The organism is Leisingera aquimarina DSM 24565 (assembly GCF_000473165.1).
Taxonomy (GTDB): domain Bacteria; phylum Pseudomonadota; class Alphaproteobacteria; order Rhodobacterales; family Rhodobacteraceae; genus Leisingera; species Leisingera aquimarina.
The window spans coordinates 2308884-2334494 of record NZ_KI421504.1 but is presented as its reverse complement, the minus strand read 5'-3'; the positions used below and the strand labels follow the sequence as shown (position 1 = coordinate 2334494).

At 62.8% G+C, this 25611-nt stretch carries 20 protein-coding genes and 3 tRNA genes; 11 read left to right on the top strand and 12 right to left on the bottom strand.

What is annotated here, in order from left to right:
- Window positions 1-458: 458 nt before the first annotated feature.
- The 8 genes from mraY to AQUI_RS0115575 form a co-directional block, all read right to left on the bottom strand.
- Window positions 459-1541, bottom strand: a complete 1083-nt coding sequence (gene mraY, locus AQUI_RS0115610; protein ID WP_027258333.1) for a phospho-N-acetylmuramoyl-pentapeptide-transferase — start codon at window positions 1539-1541, stop codon at window positions 459-461.
- A 21-nt stretch (window positions 1542-1562) separates the two neighbouring features.
- Complete coding sequence (locus AQUI_RS0115605; RefSeq protein ID WP_027258332.1) at window positions 1563-2963, bottom strand: UDP-N-acetylmuramoyl-tripeptide--D-alanyl-D-alanine ligase; 1401 nt, start codon at window positions 2961-2963, stop codon at window positions 1563-1565.
- Window positions 2960-4447, bottom strand: a complete 1488-nt coding sequence (locus AQUI_RS0115600; RefSeq protein WP_027258331.1) for a UDP-N-acetylmuramoyl-L-alanyl-D-glutamate--2,6-diaminopimelate ligase — start codon at window positions 4445-4447, stop codon at window positions 2960-2962. The genes AQUI_RS0115605 and AQUI_RS0115600 overlap by 4 nt, the downstream gene beginning before the upstream one ends.
- A gap of 17 nt (window positions 4448-4464) precedes the next feature.
- Window positions 4465-6249, bottom strand: a complete 1785-nt coding sequence (locus AQUI_RS0115595; protein ID WP_027258330.1) for a peptidoglycan D,D-transpeptidase FtsI family protein — start codon at window positions 6247-6249, stop codon at window positions 4465-4467.
- Window positions 6246-6596 carry a cell division protein FtsL gene (gene ftsL / locus AQUI_RS0115590; protein ID WP_027258329.1) on the bottom strand — a complete coding sequence of 117 codons (351 nt, stop codon included), beginning with the start codon at window positions 6594-6596 and terminating at the stop codon, window positions 6246-6248. Before ftsL ends, AQUI_RS0115595 begins: the two co-directional genes overlap by 4 nt.
- Window positions 6593-7585: a 16S rRNA (cytosine(1402)-N(4))-methyltransferase RsmH gene (rsmH, locus tag AQUI_RS0115585; RefSeq protein ID WP_027258328.1), complete on the bottom strand. Its 993-nt coding sequence runs from the start codon at window positions 7583-7585 to the stop codon at window positions 6593-6595. Before rsmH ends, ftsL begins: the two co-directional genes overlap by 4 nt.
- Before the next feature lie 3 nt (window positions 7586-7588).
- Window positions 7589-8092 (bottom strand): division/cell wall cluster transcriptional repressor MraZ, encoded by a 504-nt coding sequence (mraZ, locus tag AQUI_RS0115580; protein WP_084294432.1) that lies wholly within the window; start codon window positions 8090-8092, stop codon window positions 7589-7591.
- A gap of 834 nt (window positions 8093-8926) precedes the next feature.
- Window positions 8927-9991: an Mrp/NBP35 family ATP-binding protein gene (locus tag AQUI_RS0115575; protein WP_027258326.1), complete on the bottom strand. Its 1065-nt coding sequence runs from the start codon at window positions 9989-9991 to the stop codon at window positions 8927-8929.
- Between the two features lie 363 nt (window positions 9992-10354).
- Here AQUI_RS0115575 and AQUI_RS0115570 point away from each other — a divergent pair, with 363 nt between their 5' ends.
- On the top strand, window positions 10355-10564 hold the full coding sequence (locus AQUI_RS0115570) for a DUF1127 domain-containing protein (protein ID WP_027258325.1): 210 nt from the start codon (window positions 10355-10357) through the stop codon (window positions 10562-10564).
- Window positions 10565-10951: 387 nt separating this feature from the next.
- On the opposite strand, the gene AQUI_RS0115565 is transcribed toward AQUI_RS0115570, so the two are convergent.
- Window positions 10952-13321 (bottom strand): ATP-dependent helicase, encoded by a 2370-nt coding sequence (locus AQUI_RS0115565; RefSeq protein WP_027258324.1) that lies wholly within the window; start codon window positions 13319-13321, stop codon window positions 10952-10954.
- Window positions 13322-13546: 225 nt separating this feature from the next.
- On the opposite strand from AQUI_RS0115565, the gene AQUI_RS0115560 reads away from it, so the two are divergent.
- Both AQUI_RS0115560 and AQUI_RS0115555 read left to right on the top strand, forming a co-directional pair.
- Complete coding sequence (locus AQUI_RS0115560; RefSeq protein ID WP_027258323.1) at window positions 13547-15340, top strand: sensor domain-containing diguanylate cyclase; 1794 nt, start codon at window positions 13547-13549, stop codon at window positions 15338-15340.
- Window positions 15341-15414: 74 nt separating this feature from the next.
- The gene (locus AQUI_RS0115555; RefSeq protein WP_027258322.1) at window positions 15415-16575 is read left to right on the top strand and encodes an alpha-hydroxy acid oxidase; all 1161 of its coding nucleotides are present in this window, start codon (window positions 15415-15417) and stop codon (window positions 16573-16575) included.
- Here AQUI_RS0115555 and AQUI_RS30855 read toward each other — a convergent pair whose 3' ends face one another.
- On the bottom strand, window positions 16576-16731 hold the full coding sequence (locus AQUI_RS30855) for a hypothetical protein (RefSeq protein ID WP_156916848.1): 156 nt from the start codon (window positions 16729-16731) through the stop codon (window positions 16576-16578). It abuts the gene before it with no gap.
- Between the two features lie 167 nt (window positions 16732-16898).
- Between AQUI_RS30855 and AQUI_RS0115545 the strand changes: the two genes are divergently transcribed.
- Window positions 16899-20342 carry a pyruvate carboxylase gene (locus AQUI_RS0115545; RefSeq protein WP_027258321.1) on the top strand — a complete coding sequence of 1148 codons (3444 nt, stop codon included), beginning with the start codon at window positions 16899-16901 and terminating at the stop codon, window positions 20340-20342.
- A gap of 165 nt (window positions 20343-20507) precedes the next feature.
- Here AQUI_RS0115545 and AQUI_RS0115540 read toward each other — a convergent pair whose 3' ends face one another.
- Window positions 20508-20693, bottom strand: a complete 186-nt coding sequence (locus tag AQUI_RS0115540) for a hypothetical protein (RefSeq protein ID WP_035920028.1) — start codon at window positions 20691-20693, stop codon at window positions 20508-20510.
- A gap of 156 nt (window positions 20694-20849) precedes the next feature.
- On the opposite strand from AQUI_RS0115540, the gene AQUI_RS0115535 reads away from it, so the two are divergent.
- The 7 genes from AQUI_RS0115535 (at window position 20850) to AQUI_RS0115505 (ending at window position 25276) form a co-directional block, all read left to right on the top strand.
- Window positions 20850-20924: transfer RNA gene (locus tag AQUI_RS0115535), tRNA-Gly, on the top strand.
- Between the two features lie 144 nt (window positions 20925-21068).
- Window positions 21069-22028 carry a DNA cytosine methyltransferase gene (locus AQUI_RS0115530; RefSeq protein ID WP_027258319.1) on the top strand — a complete coding sequence of 320 codons (960 nt, stop codon included), beginning with the start codon at window positions 21069-21071 and terminating at the stop codon, window positions 22026-22028.
- 45 nt (window positions 22029-22073) lie between these two features.
- Entirely contained in the window at window positions 22074-22976 is a 903-nt protein-coding gene (locus tag AQUI_RS0115525) for a NaeI family type II restriction endonuclease (protein ID WP_027258318.1), read from the top strand.
- Window positions 22961-23374 carry a very short patch repair endonuclease gene (locus AQUI_RS0115520; RefSeq protein WP_027258317.1) on the top strand — a complete coding sequence of 138 codons (414 nt, stop codon included), beginning with the start codon at window positions 22961-22963 and terminating at the stop codon, window positions 23372-23374. The genes AQUI_RS0115525 and AQUI_RS0115520 overlap by 16 nt, the downstream gene beginning before the upstream one ends.
- A gap of 90 nt (window positions 23375-23464) precedes the next feature.
- Window positions 23465-23539 (top strand) — tRNA-Gly (locus AQUI_RS0115515).
- A gap of 145 nt (window positions 23540-23684) precedes the next feature.
- A tRNA-Gly gene (locus AQUI_RS0115510) sits at window positions 23685-23759 on the top strand.
- 164 nt (window positions 23760-23923) lie between these two features.
- Window positions 23924-25276, top strand: coding sequence for an aminotransferase (locus tag AQUI_RS0115505; protein ID WP_027258316.1), 1353 nt, complete (start codon window positions 23924-23926; stop codon window positions 25274-25276).
- Window positions 25277-25327: 51 nt separating this feature from the next.
- Here the strand turns inward: AQUI_RS0115505 and AQUI_RS0115500 are convergent, their stop codons facing one another.
- Window positions 25328-25567 (bottom strand): Lrp/AsnC family transcriptional regulator, encoded by a 240-nt coding sequence (locus tag AQUI_RS0115500; protein ID WP_027258315.1) that lies wholly within the window; start codon window positions 25565-25567, stop codon window positions 25328-25330.
- Between the last annotated feature and the right edge of the window lie 44 nt (window positions 25568-25611).

The window sequence follows — 25611 nt, the reverse complement described above, 5'->3', positions numbered from 1 at the left end:
CCCTCATCTTGATGTAATTACTTCTGCGGCACATTGCACAGGTGCAAGCCGGGCTTCAAGCGCTCCCCGGCACGGGCCTCAGGCCCGTGCCGGGCCCAACAATAAGCAGGCAGGCAAAGCCTGCCGAAATTGGCGGGAGCGCCAGCAGTTGCCCCCCCGGCGTACGCTGCCCTCATGGGATGTTCACCGGCGCAGATTACGCTCCTCCCGTTGCAACACAAAGACCAGGAGACCGGCCCCCCTCAGATCACTTCTTCATCGGGTGCAGGGCGGGTCCGAACAGGCCGCTAGACGGACATGGCCCCTGACAAGGGCCATCCGATGCTCCGCCCCTCCGGCGGCGCCGCCTTCTTCATAAGGAAAAACCGCGCCAAGCCTGAAGCCCCGCGCGGTTCACAAAGAGAAAGACAGCTTCACCACCCGCCGGAAGTCCTGGCGCGGCGGCTGTTCGGCGTGCCTCAGCGCACTTTCAGCGTCGCCAGACCGATCATCGCCAGGATCAGCGAGATGATCCAGAAGCGGATCACGATCTGCGGCTCGGCCCAGCCCTTCTTTTCATAATGGTGGTGGATCGGCGCCATCAGGAAGACCCGGCGCCCGGTGCGCTTGAAGTAGAGGACCTGAATGATCACCGACAGCGCCTCAACCACAAACAGCCCGCCAACGATGGCCAGCACCAGTTCATGCTTGGTGGCCACCGCAATGGCCCCCAGCGCCCCGCCCAGGGCCAGCGAGCCGGTGTCTCCCATGAACACCGCAGCAGGCGGCGCGTTGTACCACAGGAACCCAAGCCCTGCACCGAACAGCGCGGCGCTGAAGATCAGGATCTCACCGGTGCCGGGCACATAGTGCACGTCCAGATACTCGGTGAAATCGACACGCCCCACCGCATAGGCGATAACCCCCAGCGTTCCCGCCGCAATCATCACCGGCATGATCGCGAGACCATCCAGACCATCGGTCAGATTCACCGCATTGGCAGCGCCCACAATGACGCAGATCGAGAACGGCACATAGAACAGGCCAAGATTGATCAGCGTATCCTTGAACACCGGCAGCGCCAGCTGGTTCTGCAGCGCCTCCGGGTGAAACCGCGCTGCAATCACTGCACACAGGGCCGCAATCGCAATCCCCAAAGCCAGCCGCAGCTTGCCCGAAACGCCTGCCGTAGTCTGCTTAGACACCTTGGCATAATCATCCGCAAAGCCGATCAGCGCAAAGGCCAGCGTCACCAGCAGCACCATCCAGACAAAGGGATTATCCAGCCGCGCCCACAGCAGGGTCGACGACAGCAGCGCGCCGACGATCAGCAGCCCGCCCATGGTCGGGGTGCCGGCCTTGGAAAAATGCCCCTCCGGCCCGTCATCGCGGATCGGCTGGCCCTTGCCTTGTTTGCGGCGCAGCACGTTGATCAGCGGTTTGCCGAACAAAAAGCCAAAGATCAGTGCGGTCATAAAGGCGCCGCCTGCGCGAAAAGTGATATAGCGGAAGAGGTTGAAAAAATCCCCCCCGTCCGACAAAGCGGTCAGCCAATAGAGCATCTGGGCCCTTCCCTCGTTCTTTTACGCGTTTTCTGATTTGGGGCCGGATTGACCCATTTCGCGGATGCCGTCAACGATCTTGGCCAGCCCCATGCTGTTGGACCCTTTTGCCAGCACGATATCGCCGCCCTTGATACCAGCCTTCAAACCCGGCAGGGCATCGGCGCTGGTTTCATACCAGCCGCCGCGTTTCGCCTCCGGCAGCGCCGCATGCAGCGCTTTCATCAAAGGGCCGACGCAGTGGATTTTCTCAATGCCCGCAACAGCCTGCAGCAAGGCAAGGCCGGCGTGAAGCTCAATTTCCTGCGGACCCAGCTCGCCCATGTCGCCAAGATAGGCAATCCGCCGGCCCGCGCCAGGTGTCGCCGCCAGCACCGCCAGCGCTGCCGCCATTGACGTCGGGTTGGCGTTATAGCTGTCATCCAGCAAAGTGACCTCGCCGCCGTCAAGCCGGATCACCTCGCGCACACCGCGGCCCTTGACCGGCGACCACAGGGCAAGGCTCTCCACCGCCTTCGCGGGATCCGCCCCCAAGGCCTCGACACAAGCAATTGCGCCCAGGGCGTTCATCGCGAAATGCGCGCCAAGCGATTGAATGTGCAGCTCGATATCCCGGCCATTCACTGTGGCGCGGGCAACTGTTCCCTCGCCTCTATTGTCAGCTGACAATAGTTTGCAATCTTCGGCGCTTTCGCCGAACCAGCAGGCCGGGACGCCCAGATCAGCCGCAACGCCGCGCAGCACATGGGCCTCGGCGATATCGGCATTCAGCACGGCTACGCCGCCCGGCTCCAGCCCCTGCATGATCGCGGCCTTCTCAAAGGCAATGCCTTCGACACTCTCGAACGCTTCCAGATGCACCGCGGCGACTGTCGTCACCATCGCCACATGCGGGCGGGCCTGTTTCGCCAGCGGCGCGATCTCGCCGGGATGATTCATGCCGATCTCGATGACGGCAAACTCGGTATCGCGCGGCATCCGCGCCAGTGTCAGCGGCACCCCCCAATGGTTGTTGTAGCTGGCCACAGCGGCATGGGTGCGGCCCTGATCGGACAGCATCCGCGCCAGCATTTCCTTGGTCGAGGTCTTGCCGACCGAGCCGGTTACGGCAACAACCTTCGCACCGGTCCGCGCGCGCGACGCCCGGCCCAAAGCCTCCAGCCCCATCTGCACGTCGTCGACAATCAGCAGCGGCGCGTCAGAAGAAACACCTTCGGGGACACGAGAAACCAGCGCCGCGCCAGCACCTTTTTCCAGCGCCTGGGCCACGAAGTCATGGCCGTCACGCGCAGCCTTCAACGCCACGAACATATCGCCCGCCTCAATGGTGCGGGTGTCGATCGACAGGCCGGAGACAGCCCAGTCCCCCTGCGCCTGCCCGCCGGTGGCTGCGGCGGCCTCAGCTGCAGTCCAAAGCATCATGCGAGCCTCCCGTCGAGTGCGGCCGCAGCAATGCTGGCCTGCTCCGCGTCGTCAAACGGCAGCACGGTGTCGCCCACGGTCTGGCCGGTTTCATGCCCCTTGCCGCAGATGATAAGCGCATCGCCCGGCCCCAGCATGTCGGCACCGCGCAGAATCGCCTCGGCGCGGTCGCCGATCTCGATGCAATCGGGCGCGCCGCCCTTGACCGCGGCGCGGATCACAGCCGGATCTTCGCTGCGCGGATTGTCGTCCGTCACGATCACCACATCAGCATTCTGATGCGCCGCCTGCCCCATCAGCGGCCGCTTGCTGGTGTCACGGTCGCCGCCGGCACCCACGATGGCAATCAGCCGCCCCAGCACATGCGGGCGCAGCGCCTTGATGGCGCTGGCCACAGCATCCGGCGTATGAGCGTAGTCAACAAACACGGCAGAACCATTGTCGCGCGACGCCGCCAGCTGCATCCGCCCCCGAACGGTGGTCAGATGCGGCAGGGTTTCAAACACCCGCTCCGGGTCCTCGCCGCCGGCAATCACCAGCCCGCAGGCCAAGAGCACGTTTTCCGCCTGAAAGCCGCCAATGAGGTTGAGGCGCAGCTGATGGGGTTTGTCGTGCCAGGAAAACCGCACATCCTGCCCGGTGCCGTCATAGCGCAGCCCCATCAGGTTCAAATCGCCGAGCCCGCGGCCCACGCTGATCACCTCCTGCCCGCGGGCAGCGGCCACCGCGCGCATCTCGGCCCCGCGCGGGTCGTTCATGTTGATGACGGCGACGCCCTCCTCCGGCAGCACCCGGCGGAACAGGCCCGCCTTGGCGTTGAAATAGGCCTCGAATGTCTCGTGGTAATCTAGGTGGTCCTGAGTGAAATTGGTAAAACCCGCTGCCGCCAGTTGCACCCCGTCCAGACGCCGCTGGTCCAGCCCGTGGGAAGACGCCTCCATCGCGGCGTGTGTGACACCTGCTGCGGCGGCCTCAGCCAGCGCGCGGTGCAGGGTGATCGGCTCCGGCGTGGTATGCGCCAGCGGATAGCTCCAGGCGCCCTCGATGCCGGTGGTGCCCATGTTGACGGCCTCGTGGCCCAGCTCCATCCAGATCTGGCGCACGAAACTTGCCACAGAGGTTTTGCCATTGGTGCCGGTGACCGCCACCACGGTCTGCGGCTGGCCGCCGAACCACAGGGCAGCGGCATAGGCCAGCGTCTGGCGCGGGTCCTCGACCACCACAAGTGCTGCGTGGCTTTCGTCCAGCAGCTTGGCCGCGATGCCGGCCCCTGCGGCATCGGTCAGAATTGCGGTCGCGCCCAGTTCCAGCGCCGCGGGGATGAATTTGGCGCCATGCACCTGGCGGCCCGGAAGGGCCGCAAAAAGATACCCCTGCCGCACCTCGCGGCTGTCCACCGCCAGGCCGCGGATCTGCGGGTCAGCGCCGCCGCGGGCGGTCAGCCCCAATTGGCTCAGGGGCTGGTCTGGTCTGCTGCTGCTCATGGCGGCCCTTACCTGGTTCAGTTCGAGGTGAGGGTTATACCAGTCACCTCTGCGGGTTCAACTTGCGGACGCAGCCCCAGAAGCGGCGCCACCCGTCCGATCATTTCAGCGGCCACCGGGGTGGCGGTCCAGCCTGCGGTGCGGCGTTCCTCACCGTGCGCAATGATAGAGGGTTCGTCCAGCGTCACGATCAGCACGTATTTCGGGTCATGTGCCGGGAAAATAGAGGCAAAAGTGGCAATAACCTTGTCATCATAATAGCCGCCGCGGGGCTTGGGCTTGTCGGCGGTGCCGGTCTTGCCGCCCACCTGATAGCCCTCAACCTCGGCAAAGGAGGCGGTGCCTTCGCTGACCACTTTGCGCAACATCTTGCGCGCCGAGGCGGCGGTGCTCTCGCTCAGCACCCGTTCGCCCAGCTGCGGCGCGGTCTGCTTTAGAATCGTCGGCGCCACATAACGCCCGCCATTGGCAATCGCCGCATAGCCCGCCGCCAGATGCATCGGCGTGGTGGAAATACCGTGACCGTAGGAAATCGTCATCGCCGACAGTTCGGACCAGTTGGCGGGCAGCAGCGGCTTACCGCCCGCGGCTTCGGAAATTTCAAACGGAGTCGGATCCAGCATGCCCAGCGTATCAAGGAAGCTTTTCTGCCGCTCCACCCCGATCTGCTGTGCCAGCCGCGCGGTGCCGATGTTACTGGATTTGACGATGATCTTGGTCACCGACATCTCGTTGCCGTAGTTGCGGAAATCGCGGATGGCAAAGCGGCCCCAGCGCAACGGCCCGCGGGTGTCGATCACGGTGTCGGCGCCAACCAGACCCAGCTCCATCGCCTGCGCTGCGGTGAAGATTTTGAAGGTGGAGCCAAGCTCATACACCCCCTGCACCGCGCGGTTGAACAGCGGGCTGACCGAGGGGTCAAAGCCCGAGGCCGGCGGGCGCGGGCGGTCATTGGGATCGAAGTCCGGGAAGGACACAACCGAGATCACCTCGCCGGTGCGGGCATCCATCAGGATTGATGTGGCGCCCTTGGCATTCATCAGCTTCATGCCGCCATAAAGCACCTGCTCAGCCGCAGCTTGCACGGTGAGGTCCAGCGACAGTTGCAACGGCTTGCCCGCATTGGCCGGGTCGCGCAGGTAGGTGTCGAACTGGCGTTCCACACCTGCCACGCCAATCACCTCGGCGGCGTTGACGCCCTCCTTGCCGAAACCGGCGCCGCCCAGCACATGGGCGGCCAGGCTGCCGTTCGGGTACAGCCGCATCTCGCGCGGGCCGAACATCAGGCCGGGATCACCGATGTCATGCACCGCCTGTAATTGCTCAGGGCTGATTTTCTTCTTCACCCACAGGAACTTGCGCTTGCCGGTGAAATCCTTGACCAGCCGTTCCAGCTCCAGATCCGGGAAGATCTGCACCAGTTTTTCTGCAGCACCGACGGGATCGATCATCTGCGGCGGCTGGGCATACAGCGAGTGGGTTTCAAAGTTGGTGGCCAGCAGGCTGCCGTTGCGGTCGACGATATCGGCGCGCTGCGCGGCAATCACGCTGCCCGGCACGCTGGCCACGGGTTCGGCCGGCTCTGACACCGCGGTCATGCCCATGCGGGCAATGATCGCACCAAAGGCACAGACAAAGAACAGACCCAGCACCAAGAGCCGCCCCTCGGCGCGCTGGCGGGACTGCACCTGCATCTCCTGATGGCGCAGGCTGATGTTTTCCTCTTCGATCACATCCGGGTTTTCGCCGGTAGCGCGGGCATGCAGGATCCGGGCCAGCGGGCGCAGCGGAGTGCGGATCATGGCTGGCCTCCCGCATTCAGGCCCGACACTTCGACGCCATCGGTGATCACCAGCTCTTCGGGTTCGGGGTATGACACCTCATCCACCCGGCCGAACTGGTCGGGGCGCAGCGGCAACAGGCCAAGGCTGTCGAAATTGATATCCGCCAGCTCGCGCAGCCGCTGCGGGCGGTTGAGATAGGCCCATTCGGCGCGCAAAACGCTAAGCCGCACCTGCGCCGCACCGATCTGGCTTTGCAGCGCGCGGGTTTCCTTCAGCACCTGCTGGGTGGCGTAGTTTTCGCGGTAAGCCCAGAAGGCCAGGCCAAAGACGGCCAGGCAGGTTGCGGCATACAGCAGGGTCTTCATTTGCGCGCCTCTTTCAGCTGCGGCATTCCAAGGTCTTTGGCCGAGATCGGCCCAGGTTCGGCATCAGTCCGGCGTCCGACCCGCAGACGGGCAGAGCGGGAGCGCGGGTTTTCCGCCAGTTCCTGATCGTCCGGGCCGACCGCCTTGCGGGTGACCAGTTCGAACTGGGAAGGGGTTTCCTGCTGTTCCGGCGCATAGCGGTTGGCGCGGCCGGTTTTGCCTGCACGGTGCTGGAAGAAGCGTTTGACCATACGGTCCTCGACCGAATGAAAGGTGACAACGGCCAGCAATCCGCCCGGTTTCAGCGCCCGTTCAGCGGCCAGCAGCCCCTCGAACAGTTCGTCATATTCGGCGTTCACTGCGATGCGCAGCCCCTGGAAGCTGCGGGTCGCCGGGTGCGACTGGTTGGGCTTGGGGCGCGGCAGGCAGGATTCAATGATCTTCGCAAGGCGCAGGGTGGAGGTGATCGGTTCAATCGTGCGTTCCCGCACAATCGCCTTGGCAATGCGGCGGCTGGCGCGTTCTTCGCCGTAGTGGAACAGAATATCGGCGATCTGGGCCTCTTCCAGCTCTGCGACCAGATCGGCGGCAGAAGGCCCCGACTGCGACATCCGCATGTCCAGCGGGCCGTCCCGCATGAAGGAGAAGCCGCGTTCGGCCAGATCCAGCTGCATCGAGGAGACGCCAAGGTCCAGCACCACGCCATCGAGGCCTTGGGCATATTCATCCATGCGGGAGAACACACCCTGCTGCAAGATCAGGCGATTGCCGTACTCCCCTGCCCAGGGCTTGGCCATCTCAAACGCCAGCGGGTCGCGGTCAACGCCGGTAACTTCGTCAGCGCCGGCCTCAAGCAGCCCTCGGGTGTAACCGCCTGCACCGAATGTGCCGTCCAGCCAGCGGCCCGTGACCGGGGCCACCGCCTGCAAGAGCGGGCGCAGAAGGACGGGAATGTGGGGACCATTGGCAGCTTTTTGGTCCTGGGTCATGGGTCAAACGCCTCCGGCGCCATCTAGGAATTCCAGGGGATCGAAATCCTCCGGCAGGTCTTCCATCAGTTTCTCGGCTTCGGCCATCTCAACCTCCTCATAAGTCTCGGGCTTCCAGATCTGGAAGGTGTCGCCGGAGGCTATAAAGAAGGCTTCGCCCTCCAGGCCGATCTTCTGCCGCAGCTTGGCCGGCAGCACAAGGCGGCCGGTGTCATCCACATTGGTCGGCAAGGATTGGCCGTTGAACATGCGCTCCAGGATCTTGCGCGGTTTGGAGCCGCGCGGCAGGGCCGCGATCTTGGCGTCCACCTCGTCGATGGCTTCCATAGTATAGCATTCCAGGAACGGGCGGCGGTGGTCGCCGTAGACAATCACCAGTTCGGGGCTGTCGCCGGATTTCCAGTTCGGATCGGCGGCCTCCAGCACACGGCGGAAAGAGGCCGGGATTGACACCCGCCCCTTGCTGTCCACCTTGTGGTGGCTTTCGCCTCTGAACCTGCGGCCCAACTTACCGATCCTTTTCGCGCGTCCCTCGCGTTAATCCGTTCCCCAGAATGAAAAGGGGCGGGTTGATCTGCTGCCACTGATCAACCCGCCGCCTTGGCCCGCTTTGCGGGATGTCCGACTGCGCGCGCCACCTGGGGGGATGTCTGCTCGCTCGCGCGCCGGATCTCTTTGTTCGATGAAAGCGAAGGCCTGTATGAAACCTGCTCTTTTAGTTTGGCTTGGGGTCGTTTGGTGCCCCGTCCCTCGTCTCATTCGATACATTAGGGATACTATGGGAATTGATGGCCCTGCAACTGTTTTCTGTAGCAAAGCGCTGAAGGCTTGACAGAACAACTGAGTTTCAAAAGAGATTCGCGGCAAGATTTAGGCCTAAAATCGAAGTTCTTGTGCGCAACTCCACCATCAACACCAAATATAGAGACGAGTTGCGCCTGCAATTTTTTTCCCATAGTTTCCCGCGATTCCACAAGAAAGCGCGCAGCAGCTTTGGATATTCCCCTTACGTTCGCATTCCCCCGCAACAGAACCGCCGGGAAACCCCGGTATCAGCGGTTCAACACCGAGTGATTCGGGCCTTCAAGCGGAAAGCGGGGCAAACCGGGCCATAATTTCCCATGGTGCCCGTGAATTCCCGCCAGTGCCGTGAATTCCCAGCTATCCCATTCAATCGCGCCGGTCCCATGCCGCCCCATGCGGGGGCCGCGGTCTCGCAGGTTCCCAAACCGGGCGGGAAATCCCATCTGTGCCCAATCAAAGGGAGCAAACAGCAAATGGCCCGCCAATGAGGCGGGCCACCCGGGACACTAAATATAGAGAGAGCTGAGCCCTGCGGAGTTAGGCCATGCCGCCGCCGATCAGACCTTCGGCAATCCGGGCATAGGCCTGCGCCATTGGCCCCTCGCCCACCGCGATGGGCGTGCCGCTGTCGCCGGCCAACCGGGTTTCCAGATCAATCGGCAGCGCGCCCAACAGCGGCAGGCCCAGCGTCTCGGCCTCTGCCGCGACACCGCCACGGCCAAAGATGTGATGCTCACCGCCGCAATCTGGGCAGGTGAAGAAGGACATGTTTTCGATCAACCCCAGCACCGGGGTTTTCAGCGTCTTGAACATGTCCATCGCCTTGCGCGCATCCAGCAGCGCCACGTCCTGCGGGGTGGAGACCACGATGGCGCCGGTCAGTTCCGCCTTGGTGCAAAGCGTCAGCTGCACATCGCCGGTGCCGGGCGGCAGGTCGACAATCAGCACGTCCAGCTCGCCCCAGTTCACCTGCCCCAGCATCTGCTGCAGCGCCCCCATCAACATTGGGCCGCGCCAGACCACAGCCTTACCCTCTTCCAGCATAAAGCCGATCGACATAAGAGTGACGCCATGGGCGTGCAGCGGTTCGATGATCTTGCCGTCAGGACTGGCGGGGCGGCCGGTGGCCCCCATCATGCGGGGCTGGGAGGGGCCGTAGATATCCGCGTCCAGCAACCCGACCTTGCGCCCCTGCCTGGCCAGCGCCACGGCGAGGTTCGAGGAGACGGTGGATTTCCCCACCCCGCCCTTGCCGGAGGCAATCGCCAGGATGCGTTTGACGCCTGCGGGTTTCAACGGCCCGGCCTGCGGCTTCGGATGGCCGCCGACCTTGAGGCTGGGCGCGGGCTTCTGAGCGGCATGGGCGGTGAGCGCGGCAGAGACAGTTTCGACGCCGTCCAGAGACAGCACCGCGGCCTCGGCGGCTTTGCGCAAAGGCTCCATCAGTTTGGCGATCTCGGGGCTGGGCGCCTCGATCACAAAGCTCACCTTGCTGCCATCGATACGCAGGGCGCGCAGCATGTCACGCGACACCAGCGTGCCGCCGTCCGGCAAGGCCAGCCGCTCCAGTATTTCGCGAACCTGATCCTGAGTGACCGCCATGACTGCTCTCCTGCGTGTTGTCCGGCCCTATATATGTGTCCGCCATACGCCTTGGAACCCGTGTTGCGTGATTACCGCGGCTCCGTCCGCAAGGCCAAGGATCGGATCCGTCAACAGCCTGTGCCGCCAGCCATGCGCGGATTGCAGCCCCGCGCCCGGAATTTATACAGCTGCGCAACGTGCGTGCTGAAATTAGCGCCCCTTTACAATGGCATACCCTGGGTCACCCATGCAAATGCTGCATAGCAGCATTGACGACGCACGGGATTGCGACTTTTCGGAAGATCCCTAAATTACCCCTCAAGCGGCGCCGGGATGGTGCCAGACGGATACGACGATACGGTCAGACGAAGGAACAGAACAATGGCAGCAGCACAACAGATCTCCGCGGTGAGCATTGCATCCCCGGTTGGCTTCCTGGATGCGCTGATGGTGAAATTCGTTCGCTATCGCCTGTACCGCAAGACCGTCAGCGAACTGTCGGCATTGTCGGCCCGCGATCTGGCAGATCTGGGTCTGAACCGCTCCGAAATTCAGCGCGTCGCCTATCAGGCCGCTTACGAGAACAACTAATAGAGATCAGGCCTTTTCTCCTCCTCCCTTGAAGGGCCTGTCCTACGCGGTGGCATCCTCCTCCTCCCTGATGCCGCCGCACCTTACACCGGTTTACAGCCGGGCTTGAATCACCGGGATCTCCTCCTCCCTGAATTCCGGTGTTTGACAGAACGGCGGCACCCCTCCTCCTCCCTGGGTGCCGCCGTTTCTTGTTTTCCGCACAGCAAAACCGCCCCCCCTGAAGACAGACGGCTGCAGCCAAGCACTTGCATGGCCGTGTCGCGTAAACCTCGAAGGAAGGGGCGGCGCAGGCGCGGCGGGCAGCAAAGCTGCCCGCCGCGCCTGCGCCCGGATCGGATCGCTGCGCGATCCGATCCGCCGGTCAAACCGGCGTAAAGGGGGTCATCAGAATGGCACGTCGTCGGTGGCAGAGACGAAACGGGCGACCACTTTCTTGGTGCCGGCCTTCTCGAAATCCACTTCCAGCTTGTCGCCCTCGATGCCTGTAATGGCGCCGTAACCGAACTTTTGATGGAACACGCGTTCGCCCAGGGTGAAGCTGGACGTCGCAGTTAGGTCGATCACCTGATGCTTGCTTTCCTTGGGCTGCGACATCCCGCGCTCGCCTGCCCGCGCTTGCATCCGCTTCCAGCCGGGGGAGTTGTAGCCATCAGCCTGAGCCATTTTCTCTTCGATGGCGGAGCGGACCTGACCGCCGCCCATAGTGCCGCCCGGTGCTGCCGCGCCGTAGCCGCCGCCGTAAAGGCCCGGAGGGGTCAGCACCTCGACATGCTCCTCCGGCAGCTCATCAATGAAGCGGGACGGCAATTGCGACTGCCATTGGCCGAACACCCGGCGGTTGCCGGCAAAGGAAATGGTGCAGATCTGCTCGGCGCGGGTGATGCCGACATAAGCCAGGCGGCGTTCTTCCTCGAGGCCTTTCTGGCCGCTTTCATCCATCGAGCGCTGCGAGGGGAACAACCCGTCCTCCCAGCCCGGCAGGAAGACCGCGGGGAACTCCAGGCCCTTGGCCGCGTGCAGGGTCATGATCGAAACCTTCTCGTCCGCGTCCTGCTTGTCGTTGTCCATCACCAAGCTGACGTGCTCCAGGAAACCCTGCAGGTTCTCGAAAGACTCCAGCGCCTTCACCAGTTCCTTGAGATTTTCCAGGCGGCCGGGCGAATCCGGGTTCTTGTCGTTCTGCCACATGGCGGTGTAGCCGCTTTCATCCAGGATGATCTCGGCCAGCTCCATATGGGTGATGTCCGCGTCGCCGGCCATATGACCCCAGCGGGCAATGCCCTCGACAAGCTGGCGCAGGGCGCCGCCGCCCTTACCCTTGATCTGGCCAGCCTCAACGGCCAACCGGGCGCCTTCGACCAGCGAGACGCCGTTTTCGCGGGCAATGCCCTGAATGGTCTGCTGCGCCTTGTCGCCAAGGCCGCGTTTCGGCGTGTTGACAATGCGTTCAAACGCCAGATCGTCATCCGGGGAGACCACAACGCGAAAATAGGCCATGGCATCACGGATTTCGAGCCGCTCATAGAACCGCGGGCCGCCGATCACCCGGTACGGCAGGCCGATGGTCAGAAACCGGTCCTCAAACGCACGCATCTGGTGCGAGGCCCGCACGAGGATGGCCATGCTGTTGAGGCCGATGGGTGCCTGGCCGCGGGTGCCGCGCTGCATCGCCTCGATCTCTTCGCCGATCCAGCGGGCCTCTTCCTCGCCGTCCCAATGGCCGATCAGGCGGAGCTTTTCACCGTCGCCGGCCGCAGTCCACAGCTCCTTGCCCAGACGGCCCTGGTTGCCGCGGATGACGTTCGAGGCGGCGGCCAGAATATGCCCGGTAGAGCGGTAGTTCTGTTCCAGCCGCACCACCATGGCGCCGGGGAAATCCTTTTCAAACCGCAGGATATTGCCGACCTCGGCACCGCGCCAGCCATAGATCGACTGGTCGTCGTCGCCGACGCAGCAGACGTTCTTATGCGCGCCGGCCAGAAGCCGCAGCCACAGGTACTGGGCGACGTTGGTATCCTGATATTCGTCCACCATGATGTAGCGGAACCAGCGCTGATACTGCTCCAGCACGTCCAGGTGATTCTGGAAGATCGTTACCATGTGCAGCAGGAGGTCGCCGAAATCGACGGCGTTCAGTTCGCGCAGGCGGGTCTGGTATTGGGCATAAAACTCGGTGCCGCGGTTGTTATAGGCGCTGGCGTCGCCGGCCGGCACCTTGTCCGGCGTCAGCGCCCGGTTTTTCCAGTCGTCAATGATGTTTGCCAGCATCCGCGCGGGCCAGCGCTTGTCATCGATGCCCTCGGCCTTGATCAGCTGCTTCAAGAGCCGGATCTGGTCGTCGGTGTCAAGAATGGTGAAATTTGACTTCAGCCCGGCCAGCTCGGCGTGGCGGCGCAACAGTTTCACGCAAACCGAATGAAAAGTGCCGAGCCATGGCATGCCTTCAATCGCCTGCCCGAGCATGCCGCCCACCCGCTCCTTCATCTCGCGGGCGGCCTTGTTGGTGAAGGTCACCGACAGAATCTCGTTCGGGCGCACCCGGCCGGTGCTGAGGAGATGCACGATCCGGGTGGTCAGCGCCTTGGTCTTGCCGGTGCCGGCGCCGGCCAGCATCAGCACGGGACCATCCAGGCACTCCACCGCCTCGCGCTGCGCCGGGTTAAGGCTGTCCAGATAGGGCATCGGCCGCGCCTGCATGGCACGGGCCGATAATGATGCGCCCTCAAAGGCGTCCATTTCGTCAAAACTGCTCATGCGGGTGATCCTAACCTGATTCAGCCGCGGCGGAAAGAGGACGTTCACACTCTGTTCACGGGCCCATTGCTGTCCAATCCAGACCCGTTTTCAAACCCTCCCAAAGATGCTGCCGCAGAAAAATTCTTTAACTCTTATGGCAGATTAACGGTACCGAAATTAATCCGGCCTACGCTTGCAGGGGCGCACAGCCGCATTAACATAAACTACCTTTGGCGCCGGAATATGAAAAATAAATTGAGATCCAGCCTTGCTGAAAAGATCCGCAGCATGTCGCTGATCCTTGTCCTGATCGCGGCGGCAGCGGCTTCGGCCTGGGCCGTGTTTGCAGTGCCGGAACCGACCGTGGACAGGATGATTGAAAACGATCTCCGAAAACAGTCGGAGCATTGGCAGCGCAGAGTTGTACTGCATATGGCCAATGTCGAGGAAGCCTTTGAAGACGGGCTGATTCAACCCGAAGATGCCCGGGATCTTCTGCTGCTGCCCGATGAGACTGATGTGTTCCGGTTTCGGCTGCTGACCAGCGAGGGGGAGATTTTCTGGTCCACCCGCAGTGATGAGATTGGCGAATATGAGACCAACGCCTTTTTCAGCACTCAAGTGGCCCGCGGAGAGGTCTATTACATGCACGAGCCGCTGCCAGCGTTTGAGGTCGACGGGTTTCCGCTGCAGACCAACGGGTTTGACAGCAGCATCAGCCGGGAGGTTGCACAACTTTATGTGCCGCTGGTTCACAACGGGCATTTTGACGGTGCCATTGATTTCTACACAGACATCACCGACCTGCGGGATACGTTCATCCGACGCGTCCGGCTGTCGCTGATTGTGCTGACCTCCATCGCGCTGATAACGATGGCAGTGGCGGTGTATGTGGTGTTCCGAACCAACCGGTTCAGCATGAACCAGCTGCGCCAGCGCAATGAAACCGAGCGCGGCATTCTGGATGAGCAGCTGCGGCTGGCGCGCGAGGTGCAATTGCTGGGGGAGCTGAACGAATGGCTGCAGTCCAGCCGCTCATTGGATGAGCTGTTTGATATGGTCGCCCGCTTCATGACTCATATCCTGCCGACGGCTGAGGGCAGCGTCTACGTCTATTCCAATTCGCGCGATGTGCTGGACGGCTGTGCCAGCTGGAACGGCGGCAGCCACAAGGACCACATCCACCCGGAGGAATGCTGGGGCCTGCGCCGGGGCCGGACCTATGAATTCGGGTCGTCGGAGATTGAATTTGTCTGCGAGCACGCCGAGCCGCATGATGGCAGGCGCTATTACTGCTTTCCGATCCTTGCCCATGGCGAGACCGTCGGCCTGATGCATTTGCAGGCGATCAAGGACGACTGCCCGGAGTTTATCAGCAGCAAGAAGCTGGCCCAGATGTGCGCCGAGCAGATCTCGATGGCAATCGCCAATGTGCGGATGCGCGACCAGCTGCATGACCAGTCGGTACGCGACCCGCTTACCGGACTGTTCAACCGCCGCCATATGACTGAGACTTTGCGTAAAAGCATCAATGCCAGCCAGAGCAGCGGCCAGCGGCTGAGCATCGTGTCGATCGACGTGGATCACTTCAAGAAGTTCAACGACAACCATGGCCATGACGCCGGCGACATGGTGCTGCGCGCGGTGGGGTCGGTGCTGGAGCAGGCCTGCGACGGCGACGAGGTGGCCTGCCGTCCCGGCGGCGAGGAATTCACCCTGATCCTGCCCGGTCTCAGCCAGGAGGATGTGATGACCAAGGCCGAGCTGCTGCGCCAAGGCGTGGAGGACGTGGTGGTGCGCTATGGGGAAAAGGCGCTGCCGCGGATAACCATTTCGCTGGGTGTTGCACATTATCCGGCCCATGGCACCATGCCGCAGGATCTGCTGCGGGCTTCGGACGAAGCCCTGTATGACGCCAAGGCGAAGGGCCGCAACCAGGTCTGCGTTGCCGAGAGCGCGGCCTCTGCCCCGCGCAATCCGTCTGCCCGTATTGATAGCGGCGGCGCGCGGGACGACGGCAAAGATGCAGCCGCATAGGGCCTGCCCCGGTGGCGCCGGGGGCTGCGGCGCTTTTTCTTGCGGAATCCGCAGGGGAACGTACCAATGCCCGCATGGACTTGCATCAGCGATACCCCGGCCTTGATGACCTGAAGCGCCGCGCCGAGCGGCGGCTGCCCCGGTTTGTCTGGGACTATCTGGACAGCGGCACCGGATCCGAGGCCGCGCGGGCGCGGAACCGGACGGGCCTGGACCGGGCGGGGTTTCTTCCGTCGGTGCTGCATGGACCGATGGACCCGGACCTGTCTGTCCTGTTTCTTGGCAGTCGCCGCGCCCTGCCCTTTGGCATTGCGCCCGTGGGCATGTCCGGCCTGATCTGGCCGGATGCCGAGGGTGTCCTTGCCCGCAGCGCCGCCGCGGCCGGCATCCCCTTTTGCCTCTCAACAGTTGCCAGCCAATCGCCCGAGGACTTGGCGCCGCATCTGGGCGGGGATGCCTGGTTTCAACTCTACCCGCCCAAGGACGAGGCCATCCGCAGCGACCTGCTGGCGCGGGCGCGGGATGCCGGGTTCGAGACCTTGGTGCTGACGGTAGATGTGCCGGCGGCGTCGCGCCGCGAGCGGCAGACCCGCTCCGGCCTGACCCAGCCGCCGCGGCTGACCCCGCGGCTGCTGGCGCAGATTGCGCAGCGCCCGGCCTGGGCGCTGGGGATGGCGCGCAGGCGTCTTGAAGGGCGGGGCATGCCGCGGATGCGCACGCTGGACAAATACATCTCGGCGCCGCAGGCGAATTTGCCGCCAACGGCGCATATCGGCTACTTGCTGCGCACCTCTCCGGATTGGGAGTATGTGCATTGGCTGCGCCGCAACTGGGACGGGCCCCTTGTCATCAAGGGCGTCCTGCGCGCCGAAAATGCTGCGCGGCTGCAGCAGGCCGGCGCCGACGCACTCTGGGTATCCAACCACGGCGGCCGCCAGTTCGACGGCTGCCCTGCGGCAATTGACCTATTGCCGGAAATCCGCGCCGCGGTGGATGTCCCGCTGATCTTTGACAGCGGTATCGAAGGCGGGCTGGACATTCTCCGGGCGCTGGCGCTGGGGGCGGATTTTGTCATGCTGGGCCGCGCCTTCCACTATGCGCTGGCCGCGCTTGGCCCTGCAGGCCCAGCCCACCTGATCGATATGCTGGCCAAGGACATGCAAGCCAACATGAGCCAGCTTGGCCTGCCCGGCCTTGATGACGTCCGCAACCTGCAGCAGCGTGAACTGGACTGATTACACGCAGATTTGGCGCAATTCGGACAAAATCCGGGGAATTGCGCCAAAATGACGCAGCAGCCGCATCATTTGCCCGCTGCGTTGCAGAAAAATAGTTACAAAATCATGCTGCAAGTGCAGAATTTCGGCAGAATCTGCACCTGTTAGCGCCATGCCCCCAAGTCCCCGATTGGACCGGCCGGCGGGCAAACAGCAGATGACGAAAGAGAAAACAGGCCGCTTGAGAGCGCAATCATGCCGGAAATACCCAGAACTACTGTTGTGCGGTTCGATAGTATCCGCCTAACACTGCACCAACTTGCACGGACCCCGAGGGTGAAATGACCGACTTCAAAAAGATCCTGATTGCCAACCGTGGTGAGATCGCCATCCGCGTGATGCGCGCCGCCAACGAAATGGGCAAACGCACCGTCGCTGTCTATGCCGAGGAAGACAAGCTCGGCCTGCACCGGTTCAAGGCGGACGAAGCCTACCGGATCGGCGAAGGCATGGGGCCGGTTGCGGCCTATCTGTCGATCGACGAGATCATCCGCGTTGCCAAGGAATGCGGCGCCGATGCGATCCACCCTGGATACGGCCTGCTGTCGGAAAACCCGGATTTCGTCGATGCCTGTGCGCGCAACGGCATCACCTTTATCGGCCCCAAGGCCGAAACCATGCGCGCGCTGGGTGACAAGGCCAGCGCCCGCCGGGTCGCGATTGAGGCCGGTGTGCCGGTAATCCCGGCAACCGAGGTGCTGGGCGACGACATGGACGCGATCCGCAAGGAAGCGGCCGAGGTCGGCTACCCGCTGATGCTGAAAGCCTCCTGGGGCGGCGGCGGCCGCGGCATGCGTCCGATCCTGGGCGAAGCGGAGCTGGAAGAGAAAGTCCTGGAAGGCCGCCGCGAAGCGGAAGCCGCCTTTGGCAACGGCGAGGGTTATCTGGAAAAGATGATCACCCGCGCCCGCCACGTCGAGGTGCAGATCCTGGGCGACAAACACGGCGAGATCTATCACCTGTTCGAACGCGACTGCTCGGTTCAGCGCCGCAACCAGAAAGTGGTCGAGCGCGCCCCTGCCCCGTATCTGTCCGACGAACAGCGCGCCGAGATCTGCGATCTAGGCCGCAAGATCTGCCAGCATGTGAACTATGAATGCGCCGGCACCGTCGAATTCCTGATGGATATGAACGACGGCAAGTTCTACTTCATCGAAGTGAACCCGCGGGTGCAGGTGGAACACACCGTGACCGAAGAGGTCACCGGCATCGACATTGTGCAGGCGCAGATCCTGATCGCCGAAGGCAAAACCCTGGCTGAAGCCACCGGCAAAGGCAGCCAGGATGACATCCGCCTGAACGGCCACGCGCTGCAGACCCGTGTGACCACCGAGGATCCGCTGAACAACTTCATCCCGGATTACGGCCGCATCACCGCTTACCGGTCCGCGACCGGCATGGGCATCCGCCTCGATGGCGGCACCGCATATGCGGGCGGCGTGATCACCCGTTATTATGACTCGCTGCTTACCAAGGTCACCGCCTCGGCCCAGACCCCGGAAAAGGCGATTGCCCGCATGGACCGCGCGCTGCGCGAATTCCGGGTCCGCGGTGTCAGCACCAACATTGCCTTTGTCGAGAACCTGCTGAAGCACCCGACTTTCCTGTCGAATGAATACACCACCAAATTCATCGACGAAACGCCCGACCTGTTCCAGTTCAAGCGCCGCCGCGACCGCGGCACCAAGGTGCTGACCTATATCGCCGACATTTCGGTGAACGGCCATCCCGAGACCGAAGGCCGCGCAGCCCCCGCTGCCGACCTAAAACAGCCGCGCGCGCCGCATGCGGAACCGGGCAACCTGCCCTATGGCACCCGCAACCTCTTGGAGCAGAAGGGCGCGCAGGCGGTGGCCGACTGGATGAAGGCGCAGCGCCAGCTGCTGCTGACCGACACCACCATGCGCGACGGGCACCAATCCTTGCTGGCGACGCGGATGCGCTCGATCGACATGATCAAGGTGGCGCCGGCCTATGCGCAGAACCTCAGCCAGCTGTTCTCGGTTGAATGCTGGGGCGGTGCGACGTTCGACGTGGCCTACCGGTTCCTGCAGGAATGCCCCTGGCAGCGACTGCGCGATCTGCGCGAGCGGATGCCGAATGTGATGACCCAGATGCTGCTGCGGGCCTCCAATGGCGTCGGCTACACCAACTATCCGGACAATGTGGTGCAGGAGTTTGTGCGCCAGGCGGCAACCACCGGCGTCGATGTGTTCCGCGTTTTTGACTCGCTTAACTGGGTCGAGAACATGCGCGTCGCCATGGACGCTGTGGTGGAAAGCGGCAAGGTCTGCGAAGGCACCATCTGCTATACCGGCGATATCTTGGACCCGAACCGCGCCAAATACGACCTGAAGTATTATGTCGGCATGGCCAAGGAACTGGAGGCCGCAGGCGCCCATGTTTTGGGTCTCAAGGACATGGCGGGCCTGCTGAAACCCGCCGCCGCCCGCCAGTTGGTCAAGGCGCTGAAGGAGGAGGTCGGCCTGCCGGTTCACTTCCACACCCATGACACCTCGGGCATTGCCGGCGCCACCATTCTGGCCGCCGCAGATGCGGGCGTCGACGCTGTGGATGCGGCAATGGATGCGTTCAGTGGCGGCACCTCGCAGCCCTGCCTGGGATCGATTGTCGAAGGCCTGCGCAACACCGACCGCGACACCGGGCTGGATATCGCCAAGATCCGCGAAATCTCGGGCTACTGGGAGCAGGTTCGGGCACAGTACGCGGCCTTTGAATCGGGTCTCGCCGCGCCGGCCTCTGAGGTCTACCTGCACGAAATGCCGGGGGGCCAGTTCACCAACCTGAAGGCGCAGGCGCGCTCGCTGGGCCTCGAAGAGAAGTGGTCGGATGTGGCGCAGACCTATGCCGACGTGAACCAGATGTTCGGCGATATCGTCAAGGTGACACCGTCGTCCAAGGTGGTTGGCGACATGGCGCTGATGATGGTGAGCCAGGGCCTGACCCGCGACGAGGTCGAGAACCCGGAAACAGACGTGGCCTTCCCCGACTCGGTGGTCGACATGATGCGCGGCAACCTGGGCCAGCCTCCGGGCGGCTTCCCGGAAGGCATCGTTTCCAAGGTGTTGAAAGGCGAAGCGCCGAATGTCGAACGCCCCGGCGCACATCTTGAGCCGGTCGATCTGGAAGCGGTCCGCGCCGAGCTCAGCAAGGAGCTGGAAGGCTTCAAGGTCGATGACGAGGATCTGAACGGCTACCTGATGTACCCCAAGGTGTTCCTGGATTACATGGGCCGCCACCGCCAGTACGGCCCGGTCCGCAGCCTGCCGACCCGCACCTTCTTCTACGGCATGGAGCCGGGCGAGGAAATCACCGCCGAGATCGATCCGGGCAAGACCCTGGAGATCCGCTTGCAGGCGATTTCCGAGACCGACGTCAAGGGCGAAGTGAAGGTCTTCTTTGAACTGAACGGCCAGCCGCGGGTGATCCGGGTGCCGAACCGTCTGGTCAAGGCCTCGACCGAACAGCGCGCCAAAGCGGAAGCCGGCAATGCAAACCACGTCGGCGCGCCGATGCCGGGTGTGGTGGCAAGCGTTGCGGTGCAGCCGGGCCAGCAGCTCCACGAAGGCGACATGCTGCTGACCATCGAGGCGATGAAGATGGAAACCGGCATCCACGCAGAGCGCGACGCGGTGGTCAAGGCCGTCCACGTCCAGGCCGGCACCCAGATCGATGCCAAGGACCTTTTGATCGAGCTGGAATAAGCCGCAGATTCCGTCAAATTCAGAAGGGGCGCCCCGTCAGCCGGCGAGGCGCCCTTTTCAGTGTCTTTCATTGGCTGGCGGAACCGGAATTCTGCAAGAATTCCGGCGCGGAAAATACGTGTTTTCCGGGCCGTTTTCCGCGCCGGAAAACGCCATGCCTCCTGATCAGGTGCGGAACTTTGCGGTTGGCGGCAGCGTCACAGTGTCAACCGGCGCCGGCTTGATCTCTTCGATCTGACCGGCCCAGCCTTCCGCCTCAGGCGCTCTGGAATGCTGTGCCCCCTGCAGAACCACTCCCAGGACAATTGCTGCGCTCAAGCTGCCGATCCGCAGATAGTCTTTCCAAAGCATGGCCTGTATCTCCCTTCGAAAATCCGCTTGTTTGCAAATGAAACGCACGCCCCGGCCTCTTCCGTCGCTGTGGGCGCAGATTTTTTCTTCTGCCGCCGATTTTCCTCTTGCAGCGCGTACAGCCACACCCTATCTCACGGCTCACCGGATGGCAGCGCGGGCGTAGCTCAGGGGTAGAGCATAACCTTGCCAAGGTTAGGGTCGGGCGTTCGAATCGCCTCGCCCGCTCCATCGGGAAACGAACAGGCCGTCCCTCGGGGCGGCCTTTCGCTTTTGGGGATTTGCGCATACTCTACCCCGGTGCGGAAAACCTTGTGCGGAATCACCATTGCGCATAGGAACAGAGCAAGAACACAAACACACGGGCAGAGCAGAATGCTGACATCGGTAGAACTATGCGCAGGCGCGGGCGGCCAGGCCTTGGGGCTGGAGGCGGCGGGCTTTGACCACACGGCGCTGGTTGAGATCGACAAGCATTGCTGCGCCACTCTGCGCCACAACCGCCCCGCTTGGAACGTGCTGGAAGAGGACGTGCGCAAATTCAAGGACGTGGCGGGCGATTACAAAGGTATCGACCTGTTGGCGGGCGGATTGCCCTGCCCGCCGTTTTCCGTGGCCGGCAAGCAACTGGGTGAAAAAGACGAGCGCAACCTGTTTGATGACGCGATCGAGATCGTGGACGCCACCCGCCCGCGCGCGGTGATGATCGAAAACGTGCGCGGCTTTCTGGACGCGGTGTTTCATGACTACCGCGAAAAGCTGAAGAAACAGCTGTCCAAGCTGGGGTATGTGACCGACTGGCGGCTGCTGAATGCGTCGGATTATGGCGTGCCGCAGTTGCGTCCGCGGGTGGCGATTGTCGCCCTGCGCAAGGAATTCGCAGGCCAATTCAACTGGCCCGAGCCGCTGCCGCACAATCCGCGCACAGTTGGCGAAACCCTGATCGACCTGATGAAGGAACGCGGCTGGCGCGGGGCGGACGACTGGGCCGCCAAGGCGGATGAAATTGCCCCCACCATCGTCGGCGGTTCCAAGAAACACGGGGGGCCGGATCTGGGGCCGACCCGCGCCCGTCGGGCCTGGGCAGCCTTGGGGGTTGAGGGACGCACCATCGCCTATGAGGCGCCAGATCCGTTCCACAACGACATGCCGCGCCTCACGGTGCGGATGGTGGCGCGCATCCAGGGCTTCCCCGACGCGTGGCATTTCACCGGCGCCAAGACCAACGCCTACCGCCAGGTCGGCAATGCCTTTCCGCCGCCGGTGGCCGAGGCCGTGGCGCGGGAGCTGAGAGCAGCAATTGCCAAGCCGAAACTGCATGCAGTGCGAGCGTAGCGACAGCACGTTAGGGGCCATGTCCGGTCGTGCGCGGAACGCTGTATGAAACAGAAACTTCCCAACAGTCTTATTCTGCCCGGCCACCCGGATTTCACAGTCCTTTGCGAACTGGCGGAGGAGATCACGACGCGTGCAGGCGGCGCCTTGGCGTTGGAACACGACGTGCCGCAGATGCTGCGGCAATGCATCGACGACGTGATCATGACGCCCAAGACCGGGCGGCGCGCCTATGAAGAGCTGGAGAAGACCGAAAAGACCTATATCGGAACGCGGGTCGAGATTGAGCTGCGGGCGCTGCTGCGCTTGCGCAAGGGGCGGCTGGATACCGAGATCCTGGGCCGGGACGTGGACATCAAGCACACCATGGGCACGAACTGGATGATCCCCACCGAGGCGCTGGACTGCGCCTGCCTGCTGGTGGCGGCGGATGAGGTGCGGGCGCGCTGCTATCTGGGGCTGGTCATTGCCCGGCGTGACTACCTGACAGCCGGCCAGAACAAGGACGCCAAGCGCAGTATTTCTGCCGAGGGGTTCCGCCATATCCTGTGGCTGCTGAAGGACCAGCCCTACCCGGCCAACTTCTGGCGCACTGCAGAGGAGACCGCGGTGGACAGGATCTTTGCCGGCAGAACGGGAAATGAGCGGATGGCGCAGCTGTTCCGGCAGATCCGGGGCCGCCCCATCCCCCGCGACGTGGTTGAGGCGGTGGCGCAGCAGAAGGACTTCATGCGGCGGATCCGGGCGGATGGCGGAACCGGGACCCGCGATATTCTAGCCCGCGAGCAGATCGTGCTGCTGGAAGGCCAGAAGGATGCCCAGCTGATCAAGGCGCTGGAGCTGCCGCCCTGCCCGGCCAGTGCTTTTGTTTCCTGCCGGATTGAAAGCAGCTACCATGCCCGCATGGTGGAACAATCCAGGCATCACGTGGAATGGCCGACAGCCTGACACCGGAAAAACGCAGCGCCAATATGGCGAAGATCCGCGCCAAGCATACCAAGCCGGAGATGCTGGTGCGCCGGATGGTGCACGGGCTTGGCTTTCGCTACCGCCTGCACCGCAAGGACCTGCCCGGCAAACCCGATCTGGTGTTCGGCCCGCGCCGCAAGGTGATCTTTGTGCATGGCTGTTTCTGGCATTTGCACAGTTGCCGGGATGGGCGCATCCCCGGAACGCGCCGCGACTATTGGGAACCCAAACTGATGCGCAACAAGCAGCGCGATGCCGAACATCTGGCCGCGCTGCAAACGGCCGGCTGGCAGGTGCTGACCGTCTGGGAATGCGAGATCCAGGACGGCGAAGCCTTGCAGATCCGCCTGCGAAGCTTCCTGGAAAGCGAAGATTAGCGCTTATCCACAGAGACTTGCGCGGTTTTCAAAATTTCCTCTTGCGGCCCTTTTGGGAAAGCCCTAAACACCGCCTCACCGAATGGCAGCGCGGGCGTAGCTCAGGGGTAGAGCATAACCTTGCCAAGGTTAGGGTCGGGCGTTCGAATCGCCTCGCCCGCTCCATTCGAAAGCCGAAAAGGCCGTCCCTCGGGGCGGCCTTTCGCGTTTCTGCCCCAACCGAATGCGGCGTACTTTCTTCCCTCCCCGGTCATTTTCCTCTTGCGGGTCAATTCGGAAAACCCTAAATACCGCTTCACCGAATGGCAGCGCGGGCGTAGCTCAGGGGTAGAGCATAACCTTGCCAAGGTTAGGGTCGGGCGTTCGAATCGCCTCGCCCGCTCCATTCGAAAACCGAAAAGGCCGTCCCTCGGGGCGGCCTTTCGCTTTTCTGCCAATTGCGGCTTTAATTTGATCAAATTCCTTTGACGCGACTCGTGAAACGCGCCAATTCTATCGGCAATAGGCCCCATGGGACGTTCATGGGTGTTTCGCGCAAGGAGTTTGGCCATGGCCCCTGTCATCTATCCCACCACCAATTTCACCGCGACCGAGCAGCTGTGCCTGGACCGCGGCGAAGGTATTTATGTCTACGACTCGGACGGCAACAAATATATCGAAGGGCTGGCGGGCCTGTGGTGCACCTCGCTGGGTTACAGCAACACCGAAGTGATGGATGCGATCACCGAGCAGCTGCACAAGCTGCCGTTCTCGCACACCTTCGGCGGCAAGACCCACGCGCCGATTATGGAATTGGCGGAAAAGCTGAAGGCGATGGTCCCGGTGGAGGATGCCTATATCTTCTTTGGCAACTCCGGTTCGGACGCCAATGACACCCACGTGAAGATGCTGCGGTATTACTTCAACGCTATCGGCAAGCCGGAAAAGCGCAAGATCATCACCCGCGAACGCGGCTACCACGGCGTGACTGTGGCGGCGGGGTCGCTGACCTCCCTGCCCGCGAATCTGGCGCATTTCGACGCGCCGCTGGAGGCGCTGTCGATCCTGCGCTCGGACGCGCCGCATTACTACACCGGCCGTCAGGGCAACGAGACCGAGGCGCAGTTCGTCGACCGCATCATCGGCAACCTGGAGCAGCAGATCCTGGCGGAAGACCCCGACACCATCGCGGCGATGATCGTGGAGCCAATCACCGGCGCGTCGGGCGTGATCGTGCCCCCGGAAGGATACTACGAGAAGCTGCAGGCGCTGCTACGCAAACATGGCATTCTGGTCTGGGCGGATGAGGTCATCACGGGCTTCGGGCGCACTGGTGCGGATTTCGGCTGCACTACGATGGGTATCAAACCGGACCTGATGACCTTTGCCAAGCAGCTGAGCTCGGCCTATTTCCCGATTTCAGCCTCGGTGATTCCCGGCTGGATGTATGAGGCAATGATCGACCAGACTAACGAGGTCGGCGTGTTCGGCCACGGCTACACCTACTCTGGCCACCCGGCGGCCTGTGCGGCAGCACTGAAAACGCTGGAGATCTATGAGCGCGACAACCTGTTTGAGCACGCTGCGGATGTCGGGGCCTATATGCAGGCGCAGCTGCGCGGGATCTTCACCGATCATCCGCTGGTTGGCGAAGTGCGCGGCAAGGGGCTGATTGCGGCGCTGGAGCTGGTGTCGAACAAGACCACCGGCGCTAGCTTTGACAAGGGCGCCGCAGGGGCGGCGGCGCAGAGGGCCTGCGAGGCAAACGGGCTGATCTTGCGGGCGGTGGCAGGCAATGCGGTGGCGCTGTGCCCGCCGATCATCATTACCAAGGATGAGGTTGATGACATGCTGGCGCGGATGAAAGTTGCCATCGACAGCGCCTTTGAGGAGCTGAAGGACAAAGGGCTGCTTGCGGCCTGATCCGCCCTGAACCAATCAAAGAACGCCCCGGTTTGCGGGGCGTTTTCTGTTTCAGAACACCTTGTAGGTCATTGTCGTCAGCGACCGCTCGATCCCTTCGATCTGCAGCAGCTGGTCATTGATGTATTTGCCCACATCCTCTCCGGTGGGGATGTAGAGCTTCATCATGAGGTCGAAATTGCCGCTGGTGGAGTAGAGTTCGGAGTGGATTTCGCGCAGCGCGATTTCCTCGGCCACCTTGTAGGTGGTGCCGGGCTTGCAGCGGATTTGGACAAAAACGCAGGTGGACATGGGTGCCCCTTTTGGAAGGTCAGGAATTTGCGCCCAAGCTCGCA